The 16,467-nt window shown below is 46.8% G+C and carries 17 protein-coding genes and 1 riboswitch; of the genes, 15 read left to right on the top strand and 2 right to left on the bottom strand.

From position 1 onward, the window contains the following. Window positions 1-96 precede the first annotated feature (96 nt). On the top strand, window positions 97-546 hold the full coding sequence (locus tag ABWW58_RS09935) for an immunoglobulin-like domain-containing protein (protein WP_353868983.1): 450 nt from the start codon (window positions 97-99) through the stop codon (window positions 544-546). Between the two features lie 718 nt (window positions 547-1,264). On the opposite strand, the gene ABWW58_RS09930 is transcribed toward ABWW58_RS09935, so the two are convergent. Continuing rightward, window positions 1,265-2,329 (bottom strand): DUF5105 domain-containing protein, encoded by a 1,065-nt coding sequence (locus ABWW58_RS09930; RefSeq protein ID WP_353868982.1) that lies wholly within the window; start codon window positions 2,327-2,329, stop codon window positions 1,265-1,267. 196 nt (window positions 2,330-2,525) lie between these two features. Between ABWW58_RS09930 and ABWW58_RS09925 the strand changes: the two genes are divergently transcribed. Continuing rightward, window positions 2,526-3,644, top strand: coding sequence for a YvbJ-related protein (locus tag ABWW58_RS09925; RefSeq protein WP_353868981.1), 1,119 nt, complete (start codon window positions 2,526-2,528; stop codon window positions 3,642-3,644). Window positions 3,645-3,659: 15 nt separating this feature from the next. On the opposite strand, the gene ABWW58_RS09920 is transcribed toward ABWW58_RS09925, so the two are convergent. Continuing rightward, the gene (locus ABWW58_RS09920; RefSeq protein ID WP_353868980.1) at window positions 3,660-3,869 is read right to left on the bottom strand and encodes a hypothetical protein; all 210 of its coding nucleotides are present in this window, start codon (window positions 3,867-3,869) and stop codon (window positions 3,660-3,662) included. A 192-nt stretch (window positions 3,870-4,061) separates the two neighbouring features. Between ABWW58_RS09920 and ABWW58_RS09915 the strand changes: the two genes are divergently transcribed. The 13 genes from ABWW58_RS09915 to purN all read left to right on the top strand — a co-directional run bounded on the left by ABWW58_RS09915 (window position 4,062) and on the right by purN (window position 16,427). After that, complete coding sequence (locus ABWW58_RS09915) at window positions 4,062-5,354, top strand: NCS2 family permease (protein WP_353869084.1); 1,293 nt, start codon at window positions 4,062-4,064, stop codon at window positions 5,352-5,354. A gap of 236 nt (window positions 5,355-5,590) precedes the next feature. Further along, window positions 5,591-5,869: a hypothetical protein gene (locus tag ABWW58_RS09910; protein WP_353868979.1), complete on the top strand. Its 279-nt coding sequence runs from the start codon at window positions 5,591-5,593 to the stop codon at window positions 5,867-5,869. Between the two features lie 121 nt (window positions 5,870-5,990). Continuing rightward, window positions 5,991-6,233, top strand: coding sequence for an NETI motif-containing protein (locus ABWW58_RS09905; protein WP_353868978.1), 243 nt, complete (start codon window positions 5,991-5,993; stop codon window positions 6,231-6,233). 72 nt (window positions 6,234-6,305) lie between these two features. After that, a riboswitch (purine riboswitch) is annotated at window positions 6,306-6,407 on the top strand. A gap of 224 nt (window positions 6,408-6,631) precedes the next feature. Then, entirely contained in the window at window positions 6,632-7,090 is a 459-nt protein-coding gene (purE, locus tag ABWW58_RS09900) for a 5-(carboxyamino)imidazole ribonucleotide mutase (RefSeq protein ID WP_353869083.1), read from the top strand. Then, complete coding sequence (gene purK, locus ABWW58_RS09895; protein ID WP_353868977.1) at window positions 7,087-8,238, top strand: 5-(carboxyamino)imidazole ribonucleotide synthase; 1,152 nt, start codon at window positions 7,087-7,089, stop codon at window positions 8,236-8,238. The genes purE and purK overlap by 4 nt, the downstream gene beginning before the upstream one ends. After that, a complete protein-coding gene (purB, locus tag ABWW58_RS09890; protein WP_353868976.1) occupies window positions 8,235-9,533 on the top strand; it encodes an adenylosuccinate lyase in 1,299 nt (432 codons plus the stop codon). Before purK ends, purB begins: the two co-directional genes overlap by 4 nt. A gap of 32 nt (window positions 9,534-9,565) precedes the next feature. Continuing rightward, window positions 9,566-10,276 (top strand): phosphoribosylaminoimidazolesuccinocarboxamide synthase, encoded by a 711-nt coding sequence (purC, locus tag ABWW58_RS09885; RefSeq protein ID WP_093672917.1) that lies wholly within the window; start codon window positions 9,566-9,568, stop codon window positions 10,274-10,276. Beyond that, window positions 10,273-10,524, top strand: coding sequence for a phosphoribosylformylglycinamidine synthase subunit PurS (gene purS, locus ABWW58_RS09880; protein ID WP_093672919.1), 252 nt, complete (start codon window positions 10,273-10,275; stop codon window positions 10,522-10,524). Before purC ends, purS begins: the two co-directional genes overlap by 4 nt. After that, on the top strand, window positions 10,521-11,213 hold the full coding sequence (gene purQ / locus ABWW58_RS09875; RefSeq protein ID WP_353868975.1) for a phosphoribosylformylglycinamidine synthase subunit PurQ: 693 nt from the start codon (window positions 10,521-10,523) through the stop codon (window positions 11,211-11,213). The genes purS and purQ overlap by 4 nt, the downstream gene beginning before the upstream one ends. After that, on the top strand, window positions 11,194-13,416 hold the full coding sequence (gene purL / locus ABWW58_RS09870) for a phosphoribosylformylglycinamidine synthase subunit PurL (protein ID WP_353868974.1): 2,223 nt from the start codon (window positions 11,194-11,196) through the stop codon (window positions 13,414-13,416). The genes purQ and purL overlap by 20 nt, the downstream gene beginning before the upstream one ends. Then, on the top strand, window positions 13,392-14,816 hold the full coding sequence (gene purF / locus ABWW58_RS09865; protein ID WP_353868973.1) for an amidophosphoribosyltransferase: 1,425 nt from the start codon (window positions 13,392-13,394) through the stop codon (window positions 14,814-14,816). The genes purL and purF overlap by 25 nt, the downstream gene beginning before the upstream one ends. Before the next feature lie 11 nt (window positions 14,817-14,827). Beyond that, window positions 14,828-15,868 (top strand): phosphoribosylformylglycinamidine cyclo-ligase, encoded by a 1,041-nt coding sequence (gene purM, locus ABWW58_RS09860; protein ID WP_353868972.1) that lies wholly within the window; start codon window positions 14,828-14,830, stop codon window positions 15,866-15,868. Then, on the top strand, window positions 15,858-16,427 hold the full coding sequence (gene purN, locus ABWW58_RS09855) for a phosphoribosylglycinamide formyltransferase (protein ID WP_353868971.1): 570 nt from the start codon (window positions 15,858-15,860) through the stop codon (window positions 16,425-16,427). The genes purM and purN overlap by 11 nt, the downstream gene beginning before the upstream one ends. Window positions 16,428-16,467 lie beyond the last annotated feature (40 nt).

Raw genomic sequence — 16,467 nt, 5'->3', positions numbered from 1 at the left:
CTTTTTAAGAAAAGCAAGATGCAGTACCAATGCGAATGGTCGGAAAAATTGCTTATAATATAGGAAACAGTCGGTGAAACGGAGGGAGACGCGATCATGAAAATATGTATTATTGCAATGGCGGCCCTGCTGTTCTTATCCGGATGCCACGACGCTGGACAAAATGGAGGTCAGCAACATCTAAAGCCATCACCCTATACGAAAAACAGTTTTAAACACGTTAAAGGCATTCGCGTTTACATGGATAAGCGCAGCTATCCAGCGCGATCAAAAGATGTAACGCTGATTATCGAGAATAATACGGATGAGGGCGTTACTTTTGGAATGGACTATACGATTGAAATGAAACAGAAAGGCAAATGGTACGTAATGCCGTTCCGTAAAGATGGTGCTTTTACCGCAATGGCCGAGCAGTTGAATTCGCATCAGATTGTCAGAAAAAAGATATCACTGGACTTATTGAGCGACCAACCGGAAAAAGGGAACTACAGAGTTATTAAGAAGATCGGAGCTCAACCGTTTCGTGCATCATTTGAACTTCACTAATGGGAATCCCGAAGAATTAGCAATTGGCGGGTGGAAAAGCAGTAGACGAATAAAGGTAAGAGTCAGGTTAGACCGAATGCTGCAAAAGTGAGACTGAACTGAGTTGAGGTTAGGCAAGACCTTTCCAAAGTTAAACCAAGCTCTTGGAAAGTTCAACCGAGGAGAGGAAAAGTTGAACCGAAGAACAGAAGGTCAACCTAACGAGTGAAAGGTTAAACCGAACACCTAGGAAGTTCAACCCAAGAGAGGAAAAGTTGAGCACTGATTCTTTTGCCTAAACGCTGATTCTTTTGCCTGAACGCTGATTTTTTTCTCTGAACGCTGATTCTTTAGACTGAACGCTGATTTTTTTTTCTGAACGCTGATAATTTTGCCTGAACGCTGATTCTTTTGTCTGAACGCTGATATTTTAGCATGATCGCTGATTCTTTTGCTTGAACGCTGATAAATTCGCCTGAACGCTGATTTTTTTCTCTGAACGCTGATTCTTTAGCCTGAGCACTGATACTTTTGCCTTAACGCTGATACTTTTGCCTGAACAATGCACAATTGATGGCCTTTTTTACTCACGCATTTTTACCTCGCATCGTCTAGTCAGCGCCGCTGCTGTCTGCTATTCCTCTTCACCTGTTAACGGCCTGTCCTGTATTGTTGATTGCAAAAACCGAATTGAATGAATTCGTTCAATTCGGTCCAAAATCAGCGAAGAATGCTGCGCTTAATACCCACCGGTCATGTCGTTGAGCAGGTCTTCGTAGTCATAATTCGCTGTGCTTTTCTCAGAATTAACCTGCCATTTTTCTCCTTCCTTTTTGAGATTAATCTTGTACGTACTGTCGGCTGTGCGCGTATCGGTATTTTTAAACACTTCCCCCATATTCTTTGCCATATATGCGTACCAGCCTTTCATTGCGGCATTATAATCTGAATAGTTACCTCGATTATCATCAATAAATTGATCCTTCAACTTCTCCACCTCATCATACATATCACTCAGAAAAAGTACCTTAGGGGTCACTTCAACAACAGCAGAATTTGGTAAAGCAGTATCAACGTTCAGTTCGACGCTGCCCTTGTCACGATTTGTGCTGATAAATGCATCGTAGATTTGGTCCGTTTGCTGATCGGACAGCTGATCCTCGAGTTCACTGCCCATATTTTTAATGAAGCGTTCTTTAAGCTGAGCCTTGTCTTTAGTGGCGTCATTGGCGACTAGTTTTGCGTAGTTCGGATCATTTTTTGAGAAGAAAACCGTTTGAACATAAGCGTTCATCGCGTCTTTTATCTGCTGTTGGTTATCTTTATAAGGTTTTGTGTTGATCTTGACAATAATTTCATCAGACTTTTTGTCTTCCTTATAAACGTCTGGTTGAAAATGCAGCTCATAGGATTTGTTCTTCGCTACTCGGAATGGAAGATAGCCGGTCACCGTTTTGTCTTTTGCGAGGGAATCTGTGCTCAATGTTTTAAAATCACCTTCAGAATCATAAATCGATTCATCCACTGATACTTTTTCATTCTTAGAATCATAAAGGGAAAAGTCGTCACTGAGAAGATCCAGTGACTCGCCGGAATGGTTGGTGATACTTACATTCAGTGCAAGGAGAGCGCTGTCATTGGAATTTTCTTGCCCATCTTTGGTGATAAACTGTCCGCCGTTAATTGTAATTGTGGCGATATCAGATTTTCCTTCACCTTTTTCATTAGATGATTTGCCGCATCCGGAAATGAGCAGCAGAAGCGCGAGAACTGAGATGAGCAGAAACTTAAGTTTAATTGTCATCGACCCCCTATAGTCATGAAATTGTCAAATAGTCTACGATCAGTTCTATGTGGTCGATTTCATAAATAGAATAGATCAGTTTGTCCTTTTTCTGTACTGCAAGCAATCTGACTCTGAGGATAACAATTATCAAATTAATGACTCAATTTTCGTTTGGTGCATAGAATGGGCAAATACGGAAGGAGAAGTGAACGCGATGCGACTGGGAAAGCACAGCATGATCATCATCATTGGCAGTCTTATCTTAATCACGCTTCTGATTTCGGCTTGGATTGGCTATTTGAAGACATCTCCGCAACATCTGGTTGATCAATTGACAACCGCGGTAAAAAACAAGGATGCCGCACAATTACGGCCGCTGCTTGTTTCCGGCAATGATAACAAAGGAATTACAAAATCCTCTGCACAAGCTTTGCTGACCTATTTGCGCGCGCATAAAGACAACTATCAGGAAGTGAAAAGCAGTTTAACGAAACAGGCGAAGACTAAAAATCCGCAAACCGGCAGTGTTCTGAGCATTGTGCAAACCGGAAGAACGTTCATTTATAAAGCGTATAAACTAAAACTGCACCCACAGACCATTACTGTCTCCGGACTGCGCGAGGGAGACGTTCTAGCGATAAATGCAAATGAGCGTGGAATTAAGCGGAACGGGGAACATTTTGGGCCGATTTTGCCCGGAACCTATGTGATTCAGAAACAGTTAACGAATGAACTTGGCGTCTTTATTAAGAAGGAAAAAATCACAGTATGGGATCAACCGCTCTCAATTAATGCGGATTCAGCAGGATGGATGAAGACAGATGAAGACCTTCAGAAACAAATAGTTGAGCGGATTAATCAATTTAACACAGAAGTTTCCGATTGGGAGACTTCAGGATACAATCCGGCTAAATTGCCGTCAACGACTAAGACATTTGGGCAAAGTCAATCGGCGATAAAAATCGTGCAGTTTGCCAAGTTAAAGAAGAAAATTGACGAGATACAATCTGCTTATCGGGGCATGATTGTCGATCCGGAAAGCTTGACCTTGACTCATTTTGGCGACCATTGGAATGTTTCCGTTGATACAGTTGTTTCGTATACCTATGCGTACACGTTGAAATCAGACAAACAAATGAGGGATGCTTCTTATCAAAGAGGGATTACCTTTCGATTGATCTATGATTCGGAACAAAAACGATGGTTAGTGAGCGGTATCTCAGATAATTTTATAAATGCGCAAACAGCTTCCGGTTGGGAACACAAGAAAGAAGTGACCATTCCGGATCCGATTAAGCGTGTTTGGCCGCCGGAAAAAGAGCCGAATTTATAGGGGATATTTCCCGACTCAGCACGAGTCATACACTTTTTTATCGGCGATCTCATGAACGAAGCCAAGCTTGTCTGCGTTGTTCCAGTACCATTTTTGTTCAATTCGAACTAATTCCGAACGTTCTGTTTGAATAAATGATTTAGTGTTCGCCTTTTCCGTTGACGGAAGATCTACTGTGCTGATATAATGAACGGTGTAAAAAAAGAGTTTTTGTTTCGTGCACATTCATTGAAATTATTTTTCAAGGGCGCATCATGAAAGTATTCGCATTTATTCACGCTTCAATCGTTTTGGAGCTTTTTTTAGTTTGGGTTCATAAGCCACTGAATAGGAGCTTCGGCTCTGCCTTGAAAAATAAGGATGATGGACGCGGACAAAACGAGACATTTAAGGGGGATTATTGTGAACGAGAATTGGTTGTCACGTTATTTTCAATTTTCCGATCTAAAGACGACGTTAGGCCGTGAAACATTGGCCGGTTTGACCACTTTTATTTCCATGGCGTACATACTGTTCGTCAACCCAAGCGTTCTCAGCGCATCAGGTATGGATAAGGGTGCGGTATTCACAGCTACAGCGATTTCCAGTGCGCTTGGCTGCTTGATCATGGGTATTGTCGCTAAATATCCGATCGCCATTGCTCCGGGACTCGGTGTCAACGCATTCTTCGCTTATTCGGTATGTATCGGCATGAAGATTCCTTGGGAAACCGCTTTGGCTGGTGTGTTCCTTGCTTCCGTTATCTTCTTTCTCATTACCATTTTCAAGCTTCGTGAACTTATCATTGACGCGATTCCGCAGAGCCTCAAGCTGGCGATGGCAGCAGGTATTGGACTTTTTATCGCATTCATCGGCCTTCATGAAGGCGGATTGATTGTTGCTGATAAAGCAACGACCGTTGCTTTTGGACCACTGAATGTCGGCACGACCTGGCTGACCATTTTCGGATTGATCGTGACGGTTGTTCTGATGGTTCGCAAAGTTCCTGGCGCGATTTTCATCGGTATGGTATTGACTTCGATTGCCGGAATTATTTTCAAACTGATTCCGCTTCCGTCTCAGATTATCTCTACTGCGCCAAGCCTCGCGCCGACCTTCGGCAAGGCGATTACACATGTTCCGGATATCAATACACTGCAACTCGGTGTTGTTGTTCTGACCTTCCTGCTTGTGACCTTCTTTGACACGGCAGGCACGCTGATTGGGCTTGCTGAACAAGCCGGATTCATGAAGAATAATAAAATGCCGCGTGTCGGACAAGCACTGCTTGCTGACTCGACATCAATGCTTGCCGGTTCTGTACTTGGTACATCACCAACTTCGGCTTACATTGAATCATCAACAGGTATCGCTGTTGGCGGACGCTCCGGATTCACTGCGGTTGTGACCGGTATTTTGTTCTTGGTCGGCATGCTGTTTTCGCCGCTGCTGTCCGTTGTAACGGCACAAGTGACGGCTCCGGCACTCATTATTGTCGGCGTACTGATGGCAAGCTCCCTGAAAAAAATTCCGTGGGACAAATTCGAAATTGCGGTTCCTGCATTTCTGACTGTACTTGGCATGCCGCTGACCTACAGTATTTCAGATGGTATCGCACTCGGTTTTATCCTTTACCCAATTACGATGATTACAGCCGGACGTTGGAAAGAAATTCACCCGATTGTCTACTTCCTGTTCTTCGTATTCATTATCTTTTTCGCACTGATTTAAAAACGATTAACTCAAAGTCTTCTCCATTTAACTATGGGGAAGACTTTTTTGTTTCCAATCACAAGGGTGATGCACTTCTTTATTGGATGGAAAACATCATTTTACCTGTATTTTTACCATCTGAGCTTGAGAGCGACGAGTCAGTCTTCACATTTTTTAACTTCAAGTACCCTGAATATCGGTGCTTCATCGGAGACATGATAAGAATAACCCAATCTGAAGGACGTGAATGATAGATGACTGCGTTGATAATCACGATTCTTTTCTGGCTGCTTGGTCTGGCAGTGCTGAGCGCGAGCTTTTTCCTGACGAAAGAAATGAAAGAAGCAGGGGAACATCTGCTTGAGGATGCCGCCCATGAGAAAGGCAAGGATGATTCCGCAAGTATCGCCATGGCAATCGAAGGTAAATTTCTTAGACGGGTTCCCAGCTATATAATTCATATGGTGACAGGCGTCATCGGCGCCACGCTGCTTGCCTTCGGTTTTGTCGCGCTTGCCTTTTACGTTCATTGATGATGTACAGTCGAAGTCTGTCGAAGCAGCAGAAAAATTGATATAATGAATGTAGCTAATTTCGACCAGAAAAGGCATAGAATATGTACTTTGCCAAACCAAGATAAAGCGGTGAACGTATTTGAACAAGCGCAAAGCGAAGAGTTCTGATCAACGATCAAGCATTCCGCTACGAAAAAAGCAATTTATCGTTGGAGATCAAGAAACAATCACTCAATGTCTTGAACGCATGAAGCGCGAAGGCTACACGCCAATTAGGCGGACAGAGAAGCCGATCTTCCGTGAGACTCCGTCCGGTCCGGAGTGTTTTGGCAGCCAATGTATTTTGGAAGGGAAATACATTTCCAAAAAAGGCGAACAATAGCTTCTTTAAGCTCGGTTAACGTTCGATAATACGGTTGACACACTGCGAATATTGCTGATATGATGAGAGGGTCAAAAAAGAAAAGCGAACCCTCATATATTTTTGGGAATATGGCCCAACTGTTTCTACCTGGCGACCGGAAATTGCCGGACTATGAAGGGAAAATGGTAACGTTTTGTTTGAGGCCGCTGCCCGCGGTTAAAGACCAGACGGTTGTTTTCTCTTTGTTTTCAGGAAAACAGCTGCTCTGGGCTTTTTATTGTCTAGATTTTGAGTGTGTTTCATTCAGGTCGGGAAAAGATGAAAAAAGATTTTGTCGATTCGGCACGAAGTTTTGAACTTTCGAAAATCCTCTATTGGGAGGCAGTATTGTGAGTCAAGCAGTAGTTGGTGTGATTATGGGAAGCAGCTCTGATTGGGAGACCATGAAGAATGCATGCGACATTTTGGACTTAATGGACATTCCTTATGAGAAAAAGGTTGTGTCAGCACACCGCACACCGGATCTTATGTTTGAATATGCGGCAACTGCACGCGATCGCGGCTTAAAAGTACTTATTGCCGGAGCGGGTGGCGCGGCGCACTTACCGGGCATGACTGCGGCTAAGACGACATTGCCGGTCATCGGTGTCCCTGTAAAATCGAGGGCGCTCAGCGGTATGGATTCATTATTATCCATTGTACAGATGCCGGCCGGCATTCCGGTGGCGACGGTAGCGATCGGGGCAACAGGTGCGACGAACGCCGGTCTGCTCGCTGCTCAGATTCTTTCGGCATTTGATAGCGAATTGAAGGATCGATTAGAAGCTTATCGAGAATCTCTAGCCAAGAAGGCAAAGGAAAGTGATCTGAAATGAAGCAGAAAACGATCTTGCCGGGACAAACCATTGGCATTCTCGGCGGCGGCCAATTAGGACGGATGATGGCGATCAGCGCGAAACAAATGGGGTACAGAATCGCTGTTCTTGATCCGGTTAAGGATTGCCCATGCGCGCAAGTCGCGGATATCGCGATTGTTACTGATTACGACGATCCTGAGGGCGCAAAGAAAATGGCGGCATGTGCTGATGTCGTCACCTATGAATTTGAAAATGTAGACGTTCAGACGGTGGACTACCTGCAGGAGAACAGTTATCTTCCTCAAGGCGGCCATCTGCTTGAAATAACCAAGGACAGGCTTAACGAAAAAGCGGCAATCTGCAGAGCAGGATTGCCGGTTGTTCCCTATATGCCTGTCCGTAATCATGATGAATTGGAAAAGGCTATTGCTGAAATTGGATTTCCTTCTGTATTGAAAACAACACAAGGCGGCTATGATGGCAAAGGTCAGTACGTTCTCAAATCAGAAACAGATTTAGAGGAAGCACTCCCTTACGTCGGAAAGACGCCTTTTGAGCTTGAAAAATGGCTTCCATTTGAAAAAGAAATTTCTGTTATTGTTGTGCGCAGCACCACAGGTGAAACATCCGTTTTTCCGGTTGCTGAAAACATACATCGTCATAATATTTTGCATCATACTCTAGTGCCGGCGAGAATATCGGACAGTCTCCGCGATGAAGCAACCGAACATGCCTTGCATCTTGCGGAAGCTCTCAAACTTGTCGGCACGCTTGCCGTTGAAATGTTTGTCGGCACGGACGGGAAGGTGTACGTCAATGAGACAGCACCGCGTCCGCACAATTCCGGGCATTTCTCAATTAATGCTTGCGAGACATCCCAGTTTGAACAGCATGTTCGTGCAATTTGCGGTCTGCCATTATCAAGTACGCAGCTGCTCAAACCGGTGATTATGATCAATATCCTTGGCGAGCATGTCCAGCCGGTTTTGGACAAAGTTGATTTATTGACGTCCGCACATCTTCATCTCTATGGGAAAGATGCGGCGAAAACCGGACGTAAAATGGGTCACCTGACCATTCTTGGTGACACGGTTGATGAGGCAATTGAGCAAGCAGAGAGATTAGGGATATGGAAATTTGAACAGGAAGTGGGTAAACATTCATGATTGATCGGTATACACGGCCGGAAATGGGCGCGATTTGGACAGAAGAAAACAGATACAGGGCATGGCTTGAGGTTGAAATTCTTGCTTGCGCGGGATGGTCTGAACTCGGAGAAATTCCAAAAGAAGATGTTGAAAAACTACGGAAAAACGCGACGTTTACCGTTGATCGGATTCATGAGATCGAACAACAAACCCGTCATGATGTGGTTGCCTTCACGCGAACGGTTTCAGAATCGCTTGGCGAAGAGAAGAAATGGGTGCATTACGGTTTAACCTCAACGGACGTCGTAGACACTGCTCAAGGGTATTTGCTGAGACAGGCGAACGAAATTTTATTAAAAGATATTGAACAGTTTATCGAAGTCATCCGCCAAAAGGCGAAAAAATATAAGAATACGGTCATGATGGGCCGTACGCATGGTGTTCATGCAGAACCGACAACCTTCGGCCTTGTTCTAGCACTATGGTATGAAGAAATGAAACGCAACTTGGAACGCTTCAAACGCGCAGCTGATGAAGTGCAATACGGCAAAATTTCCGGCGCGGTCGGCACCTATGCCAATATCGATCCTGCTGTTGAATCGTATGTCTGTGAACACCTCGGTATCAAGCCGGCACCGATTTCGACGCAAGTATTGCAGCGTGATCGTCACGCGCATTACCTGTCTGTTCTAGCGCTGATCGCGACGTCAATTGAGAAATTCGCGGTTGAAGTGCGCGGCTTGCAGCGTTCGGAAGTACGCGAAGTTGAAGAATACTTTGCGAAGGGTCAGAAAGGCTCATCAGCGATGCCGCATAAACGCAACCCGATCGGTTCGGAAAATATGTGCGGTCTTGCACGCGTGATTCGCGGCTATATGCTGACTGCTTACGATGATGTGCCGCTTTGGCATGAACGCGACATTTCCCATTCTTCAGCGGAACGAATCATTCTTCCGGATGCAACCAGCGGATTGGATTATATGCTGAACCGTTTCTCAACAATTATTGAGAAACTGACCGTTTTCCCGGAAAATATGAAACGCAATATGAAACGCACCTTCGGGTTGATTTTCTCGCAGCATGTGCTGCTCGCTTTGATTGAGAAAGGCATGAGCCGTGAAACTGCCTATGATATTGTTCAACCGAACGCGATGAAATCATGGGAGACGGAAACGCCTTTTAAAGAAATCGTTGAAAGCGATGCGCGCATTACCAGTCAATTGACACAAGCGGAAATCGACGCCTGCTTCGATGAAACCTACCACCTGAAAAATGTTGACTTTATCTTTGAACGTTTAGGTTTGAATGACTAAATCTGTATCTTCAGCGAAAAGGGGAAAAACAAATGAGTCAGCTTTTATATGAAGGAAAAGCGAAAAAGATGTTCACGACTGATGACCCGAATGTGCTCCGTGTGGTCTACAAAAACGACGCGACCGCGTTTAACGGCCAGAAGAAAGCGCAATTTGAAGGAAAAGGTCGTTTGAATAACGCGATCTGCACAAAGATTTTTAAAATGCTGCAGAAGAAGGGCATCTCGACGCACTACATCGACACGATTTCCGAAACAGAGCAATTAGTCAAAGCGGTAAGCATTGTTCCGATCGAAGTGGTCGTTCGCAATGTCGTTGCCGGCAGCCTTTCAAAACGTCTGGGCGTTGATGAAGGCGAAACGCTTGGCCGTACAATCGTTGAGTTTTACTACAAAAGCGATGAACTCGGTGACCCAATGATCAACAGTGATCACGCGCTTGCGATGGAACTCGCTACGAAAGAGGAACTCGCAGAAATTCGCCGCCTCGCGCTCAGCATTAATGAGTCACTGCAGGCATTCTTTGCAGAAGCGGGCATTTTGCTTGTCGACTTTAAAATCGAATTCGGCAAGCTGAAAGAAACAGGCGCCATTGTTCTTGCTGATGAGATTTCACCGGACAGCTGTCGTCTGTGGGATAAAGAGACTCATGAAAAGCTTGACAAAGATGTTTTCCGCCGCAATATCGCTGATCTTCCCGAAACCTACGAAAAACTTCTCAAACGCTTGGAGGATGTCAAATGAAAAAGGTGAAGGTGTTTATTACTTTGAAAGAAAGCGTGCTTGATCCTCAAGGTCAAGCTGTGATGCAATCGCTGCATAATATGGATTACAAAAATGTTCAGGACGTGCGCATTGGTAAATATATTGAACTCCAAATGGATGACTCCGCGGATGTTGCCGAACAAGTGGATACAATCTGCGACAAGCTGCTTGCGAATACCGTAATTGAAAACTATCGCTATGAAGTCGAGGAGGAGGTACACTCGTGAAAACCGCAGTCATTGTTTTTCCCGGCTCCAACTGCGATCAAGACATGTACTATGCGATTAAGGATGGACTGGGTGAAGAAGTAGACTATGTGTGGCATGCGGAAACGTCGCTGGACGGCTATGACGCGGTCATGATTCCGGGCGGCTTCTCCTATGGCGACTACTTGCGATCAGGCGCGATCGCACGTTTCTCAGGCATTATGCCTGCTGTGATCAAGGCTGCTAAAGAAGGAAAACCGGTACTAGGTGTGTGCAACGGCTTTCAGATTCTGCTTGAAGCAGGTTTGCTTCCCGGCGCGATGTTGAAGAATCAGCACTTGAAATTCATTTGTGAAACCGTAAATCTTCAGGTTAAAAATAATGATACGCAATTTACGAAGTTCTACGCTAACGATGAAATCATCCGCATTCCGATCGCGCATGGCGAGGGCAATTACTTCTGTGACGATGCGACGCTCAAGAAATTGCAGGACAACAATCGGATTGTCTTCACCTATTCAGGAGAAAATCCGAACGGATCAAAAGCTGATATTGCCGGCATTATTAATGAAGCAGGCAACGTACTCGGCATGATGCCGCACCCGGAACGCGCCGCTGACGCGCTGCTTGGCAGTGACGATGGTCTGCGCTTGTTCCAGTCAATCCTAAACCATTGGAGGGAATCTACTCATGCCGCTTACACATCTTGAACCATCACCAGAGCAGATTGAACAAGACAAAGTGTACCGAACAATGGGTCTTACTGAGGAAGAATATCAGAAGGTCAAGGATCTGCTCGGACGCAAGCCAAACTATACGGAGACCGGACTGTTTTCTGTGATGTGGTCGGAGCATTGCAGCTATAAGACATCGAAGCCGGTATTAAAATATTTCCCGACAACCGGCGAGCATGTACTCCAGGGTCCCGGTGAAGGTGCCGGCATTGTTGACATTGGTGACGGGCAGGCGGTTGTTTTCAAAATCGAAAGTCATAACCACCCTTCAGCGATCGAGCCTTACCAAGGCGCGGCTACCGGTGTCGGCGGCATCATCCGCGATGTGTTCTCCATGGGCGCGCGTCCGGTAGCGCTGCTCGATTCGCTGCGCTTTGGCGACCTGGACAGTTCACGTGTCCGCTACCTTTTTGAAGAAGTGGTCAGCGGGATTGCCGGATATGGAAACTGCATCGGTATCCCAACGGTCGGCGGTGAACTTCAATTTGATCCTTGCTATAACGGCAATCCGCTTGTTAACGCGATGTGCGTTGGTATTATGAGTCATGACGACATTCAAGTCGGCCAGGCACGCGGAATCGGCAATACAGTGATGTATGTCGGCGCGAGCACTGGGCGCGACGGCATTAACGGTGCGACCTTCGCTTCCGAAGAAATCTCTGAAAAGTCGGATGAAAAGCGTTCGGCGGTACAGGTTGGCGATCCGTTCATGGAAAAACTGCTTGTCGAGGCATGCCTTGAATTAACCAAACATGACGCGCTTGTGGGTATCCAGGACATGGGCGCGGCCGGGCTTGTTTCCTCAGCGAGTGAAATGGCGGCTAAGGCCGGTGTCGGCATCCACATGAATCTTGACTTGATTCCGCAGCGGGAAACAGAAATGACGCCTTATGAAATGATGCTCTCCGAATCTCAGGAACGTATGCTGATCGTTATTAAGAAGGGCAGCGAGGAAGAGATTAAGGCAATTTTCGCACGCTGGGGACTTCACGCAGTCGCAGTAGGTGAAGTCATTGAGCAAGAGGTGCTCCGTCTTGAACATAAGGGCAAGATTGTAGCGGATGTTCCATCTGATTCTCTGGCGTCCGCTCCTGTTCGCCACATGCCGTCCAAGGTTCCGGCAACTTATCTTGCGAATCAGGCGGCTCCGGCATGGAAGCCTGAAATTAATAATTACGCAAAAACGATTAAGAAACTGCTCAGTCAGCCGACCTTAGCTTCAAAAGAATGGGTGACTCGTCAGTATGACTATATGGTGCAAACGAACACGGTTGTCGCACCGGGTTCCGACGCCGCGGTTGTCCGTGTGCGTGGCACAAAAAAAGGCCTTGCCATGACAACGGACTGCAACGCCAAGTACTTGGCGCTTGATCCGAATGTCGGCGGAAAAATCGCGGTTGCTGAAGCCGCAAGAAATATTGTCTGCTCCGGTGGACTGCCGCTCGCAATCACGGACTGCCTCAACTTCGGCAGTCCTGAGAACCCGGAAGTATTCTGGGAAATCGATGAATCCGTCAAAGGTATGGCTAACGCATGTGATGTTTTGAAAACGCCGGTTATCAGCGGCAATGTCTCCCTTTACAATGAGACGGATCGCGGCGCGATTGATCCGACCCCGGTTGTCGGTATGGTTGGTCTCGTTGAAGATCTTGATCATGTGATGACTGCGTCCTTCAAAAACGAAGGTGACGCGGTGTATGTCATCGGCGAAGCGAAGCCTGAATTTGGCGGCAGCGCCTTACAGATTCTGATTGATGGTGAAGTGAGCGGCAAAGCTCCGGCACTTGATCTTGAAGTGGAGAAGAGCCGTCAGGAAAAAGTTCTTGAAGCCATCAAATCAGGCTATCTCGCCTCGGCACACGATATTTCCGAAGGCGGTCTTGCCGTTGCCGTTGCTGAATCGGTATTCGGCACGGAACTCGGCTGTGAACTTAAGTTTGATACTGACCCTGCAGTTGAACTTTTTTCAGAAACTCAGTCACGTTATTTGGTTAGTGTCCCTGAAGCGAAGAAGAAAGACTTTGAAGCATTTGTAAACGATGCTGTGTTTGTTGGCAATGTCACACGCAGTGAAACCATAAATCTAGCCTTTGCATCGTCAACCGTCACTCTGAATCGGAACGAACTCGAAAACGAATGGAGAGGGGCTCTGTCATGCATTATGTCGGCAAAGAACTGAATGAAGAATGCGCCGTCTTTGGAATTTGGGGTCATGAGAAAGCAGCAAAATTAGCCTATTACGGGCTGCACAGCATGCAGCATCGCGGCCAGGAAGGCGCGGGCATTGCGAGCACCGACGGTAAGGTCATCTATGATCATAAAGGTCTCGGTCTCGTAAATGATGTATTTGATAATGAAAAACTTGACGCGTTGGACAAAGGATTTGCTGCCATCGGACATGTCCGCTATTCAACGCAAGGCGGCAATATCTATGCCAACGTTCAACCGCTTGTCTTCCGTTCACAGAAAGACTCACTTTCCATTGCGCATAACGGAAATCTGGTCAATGCTCATAAGCTGAAAGGCGAACTTGAAGAACGCGGCAGCATTTTTCAGACGACTTCCGATACCGAAGTTATTGCTCACTTAATTAAACGAGACTATGCCGATAATTTTCTTGAAAGTGTGAAACATGCGCTTTCGATCATTAAAGGTGCTTACGCACTGACGATGCTTACCGAACACCAGCTCATTGCGGCACTTGATCCAAACGGTTTGCGTCCGCTGTCACTCGGCAAACTCGGCAATGCTTGGGTTGTCGCCTCGGAAACATGCGCGTTCGATTTGATCGGCGCAAAATATGTCCGTGACGTGCAGCCGGGTGAAGTGATCGTGATCGACAATGAAGGTCTTCACTCTGACTTCTTCACGACACGAACAGAGCCGGCAATCTGCAGCATGGAATACATTTACTTTTCACGTCCCGACAGCAACATTCAAGGCATCAACGTTCATGCCGCGCGTAAGAATCTTGGCCGCATGCTGGCACAAGAAGCACCGGTTGAAGCCGATGTGGTCACCGGTGTTCCGGATTCAAGTATTTCCGCTGCAATTGGTTATGCCGAAGCAACGGGCATCCCGTACGAGCTCGGAATGATCAAAAATCGTTACGTAGGCCGTACCTTTATTCAGCCGTCACAGGAGCTGCGTGAACAAGGGGTAAAAATGAAGCTGTCTGCCGTGCGCGCTATTGTTGAGGGCAAACGTGTCGTGATGGTGGATGATTCAATCGTACGCGGGACAACCAGCCGCCGAATTGTCGGCATGCTGCGTGACGCGGGAGCGACCGAGGTTCATGTTCGGATCAGTTCACCGCCAATCACGCATCCATGTTTCTATGGCATCGATACATCAACGTCATCCGAATTAATTGCGTCTACTCATTCAGTGGAAGATATTCGTGAATTGATTGGTGCCGACTCACTTGTTTATTTAAGCCCTGAAGGATTGAAGAAAGCGATCGGGCGCGACCCGGCAATGAAGAACTGTGGACAGTGCATGGCTTGCTTCACCGGCAAGTACCCGACGGAAATTTATCCGGATACGGTTCTGCCGCATGAAAAAGAACTGCTTGTCTGAGGAGGACCATCATGGCGAACGCATATAAAAAAGCCGGTGTGAACATTGAAGCCGGCTACGAGACAGTAGGCCGAATCAAGAAACATGTGCAGCGCACCTTCCGCCCGGAAGTCATGGACGGCCTAGGCGGATTTGGCGGTGCAATTGACTTATCGCAATTGAATTTAAAGGAACCGGTGCTTGTATCAGGAACGGACGGCGTCGGCACAAAATTGATGATCGCCATCGCGACCGACCGTCACGATACGGTAGGCATCGATGCCGTGGCGATGTGCGTGAACGATATCATCACACAAGGTGCAGAACCGATTTACTTTCTCGATTACTTGGCCTGCTCCGCGCTGAAGCCGGAAAAAGCGGAAGCGATTGTCAAAGGGATCGCAGACGGCTGTGCTCAGGCAGGTTGTGCGCTGATCGGCGGCGAGACAGCAGAGATGCCGGGCATGTATGACGAAAACGATTACGATATTGCCGGATTTTCTGTCGGCGCCGTTGAAAAGGCAAACATGATCAAGCCCAATCGGGTAAAGGACGGCGACCTCTTAATCGGGCTCACGTCAAGCGGCATTCACAGCAACGGATTTTCACTTGTCCGCAAGCTTGTTGCCGATGCCGGGTTAACCTATGCCGACACCTATTCACCTGATCCGGAAAAGACTGTTGGCGAGGTTTTGCTGACACCGACGAAGATTTACGTGAAACCGGTGCTTGATCTGCTGAAAACGGTAGACGTTCACGGTATTGCGCATATTACGGGCGGAGGATTCTATGAAAATGTGCCGCGTATGTTCCCAGAGGGATTGACGGCGGAAATGGACGTTTCAGCATGGAAACGTCCGGCGGTGTTCGATTGGTTAAAAGAATTGGGCGAATTGCAGCTCGATGACATGTTCCATACATTTAACATGGGACTTGGAATGGTGCTGGCGGTTGCTCCAGAGGATGCTGATAAGGCTTTGGCAGTACTGAAGGCCTCCGGTGAAACGCCGATCATCGTGGGAAAAGTTGTCGAAGGTCATGAATTGACGCTGGTGAATGTCGATGAAGCATAAAATAGCGGTTTTCGCATCAGGACACGGTACCAATTTTGTCGCCATCAAGCAAGCGATTCAAGACGGACAAATTTCCGCAACCATCGAACTGCTCGTCTGCGATCAGCCGGGAGCGGCTGTTATTGAACGAGCAAAGCAAGCCGGTGTGCCGGTCTTGGTGGTTTCCAGAAAAGACTACCCATCAAAGGCTGCCTTTGAACAAGTGATTGCCGACGCATGCAAGGAACACGATGTCGCGTATATTTTTCTGGCAGGTTACATGCGGATTCTCGGCAAGGTCATGCTTGCCGCGTATCCGCACCGGATTATTAACATTCATCCATCATTGCTGCCCTCGTTTACCGGACTGGATGCGATCGGCCAAGCCTTCAATAAAGGCGTTAAGATCACAGGTATCACGATCCATTATGTGGATGAGGGCATGGACACAGGTCCGATCATTGCCCAAGCCGCCGTTCCAGTGGAAGATGACGATACAGTTGAGACGCTCGAAGCACGCATTCATGAAACAGAACACAAGCTTTATCCGGCAACCATTGCCAAATTGTTGCGTGAATAAACGGTTTTCCGAGCTTTAGATATAGAATCTATGGAGTGAA

This window comes from Sporolactobacillus caesalpiniae (assembly GCF_040513385.1).
GTDB lineage: Bacteria > Bacillota > Bacilli > Bacillales > Sporolactobacillaceae > Sporolactobacillus.
Note: the sequence above shows the minus strand (reverse complement) of the source record. Positions and strands in the feature narration are given on the sequence as shown.

Coding starts and splice junctions, on each gene's coding strand:
- ABWW58_RS09935 (WP_353868983.1), top strand. CDS start 97: ATGAAAATATGTATTATTGCAATGGCGGCCCTGCTGTTCTTATCCGGA.
- ABWW58_RS09930 (WP_353868982.1), bottom strand. CDS start 2,329: ATGACAATTAAACTTAAGTTTCTGCTCATCTCAGTTCTCGCGCTTCTG.
- ABWW58_RS09925 (WP_353868981.1), top strand. CDS start 2,526: ATGCGACTGGGAAAGCACAGCATGATCATCATCATTGGCAGTCTTATC.
- ABWW58_RS09920 (WP_353868980.1), bottom strand. CDS start 3,869: ATGTGCACGAAACAAAAACTCTTTTTTTACACCGTTCATTATATCAGC.
- ABWW58_RS09910 (WP_353868979.1), top strand. CDS start 5,591: ATGACTGCGTTGATAATCACGATTCTTTTCTGGCTGCTTGGTCTGGCA.
- purE (WP_353869083.1), top strand. CDS start 6,632: ATGGGAAGCAGCTCTGATTGGGAGACCATGAAGAATGCATGCGACATT.
- purK (WP_353868977.1), top strand. CDS start 7,087: ATGAAGCAGAAAACGATCTTGCCGGGACAAACCATTGGCATTCTCGGC.
- purB (WP_353868976.1), top strand. CDS start 8,235: ATGATTGATCGGTATACACGGCCGGAAATGGGCGCGATTTGGACAGAA.
- purC (WP_093672917.1), top strand. CDS start 9,566: ATGAGTCAGCTTTTATATGAAGGAAAAGCGAAAAAGATGTTCACGACT.
- purS (WP_093672919.1), top strand. CDS start 10,273: ATGAAAAAGGTGAAGGTGTTTATTACTTTGAAAGAAAGCGTGCTTGAT.
- purL (WP_353868974.1), top strand. CDS start 11,194: ATGCCGCTTACACATCTTGAACCATCACCAGAGCAGATTGAACAAGAC.
- purF (WP_353868973.1), top strand. CDS start 13,392: ATGCATTATGTCGGCAAAGAACTGAATGAAGAATGCGCCGTCTTTGGA.
- purM (WP_353868972.1), top strand. CDS start 14,828: ATGGCGAACGCATATAAAAAAGCCGGTGTGAACATTGAAGCCGGCTAC.
- purN (WP_353868971.1), top strand. CDS start 15,858: ATGAAGCATAAAATAGCGGTTTTCGCATCAGGACACGGTACCAATTTT.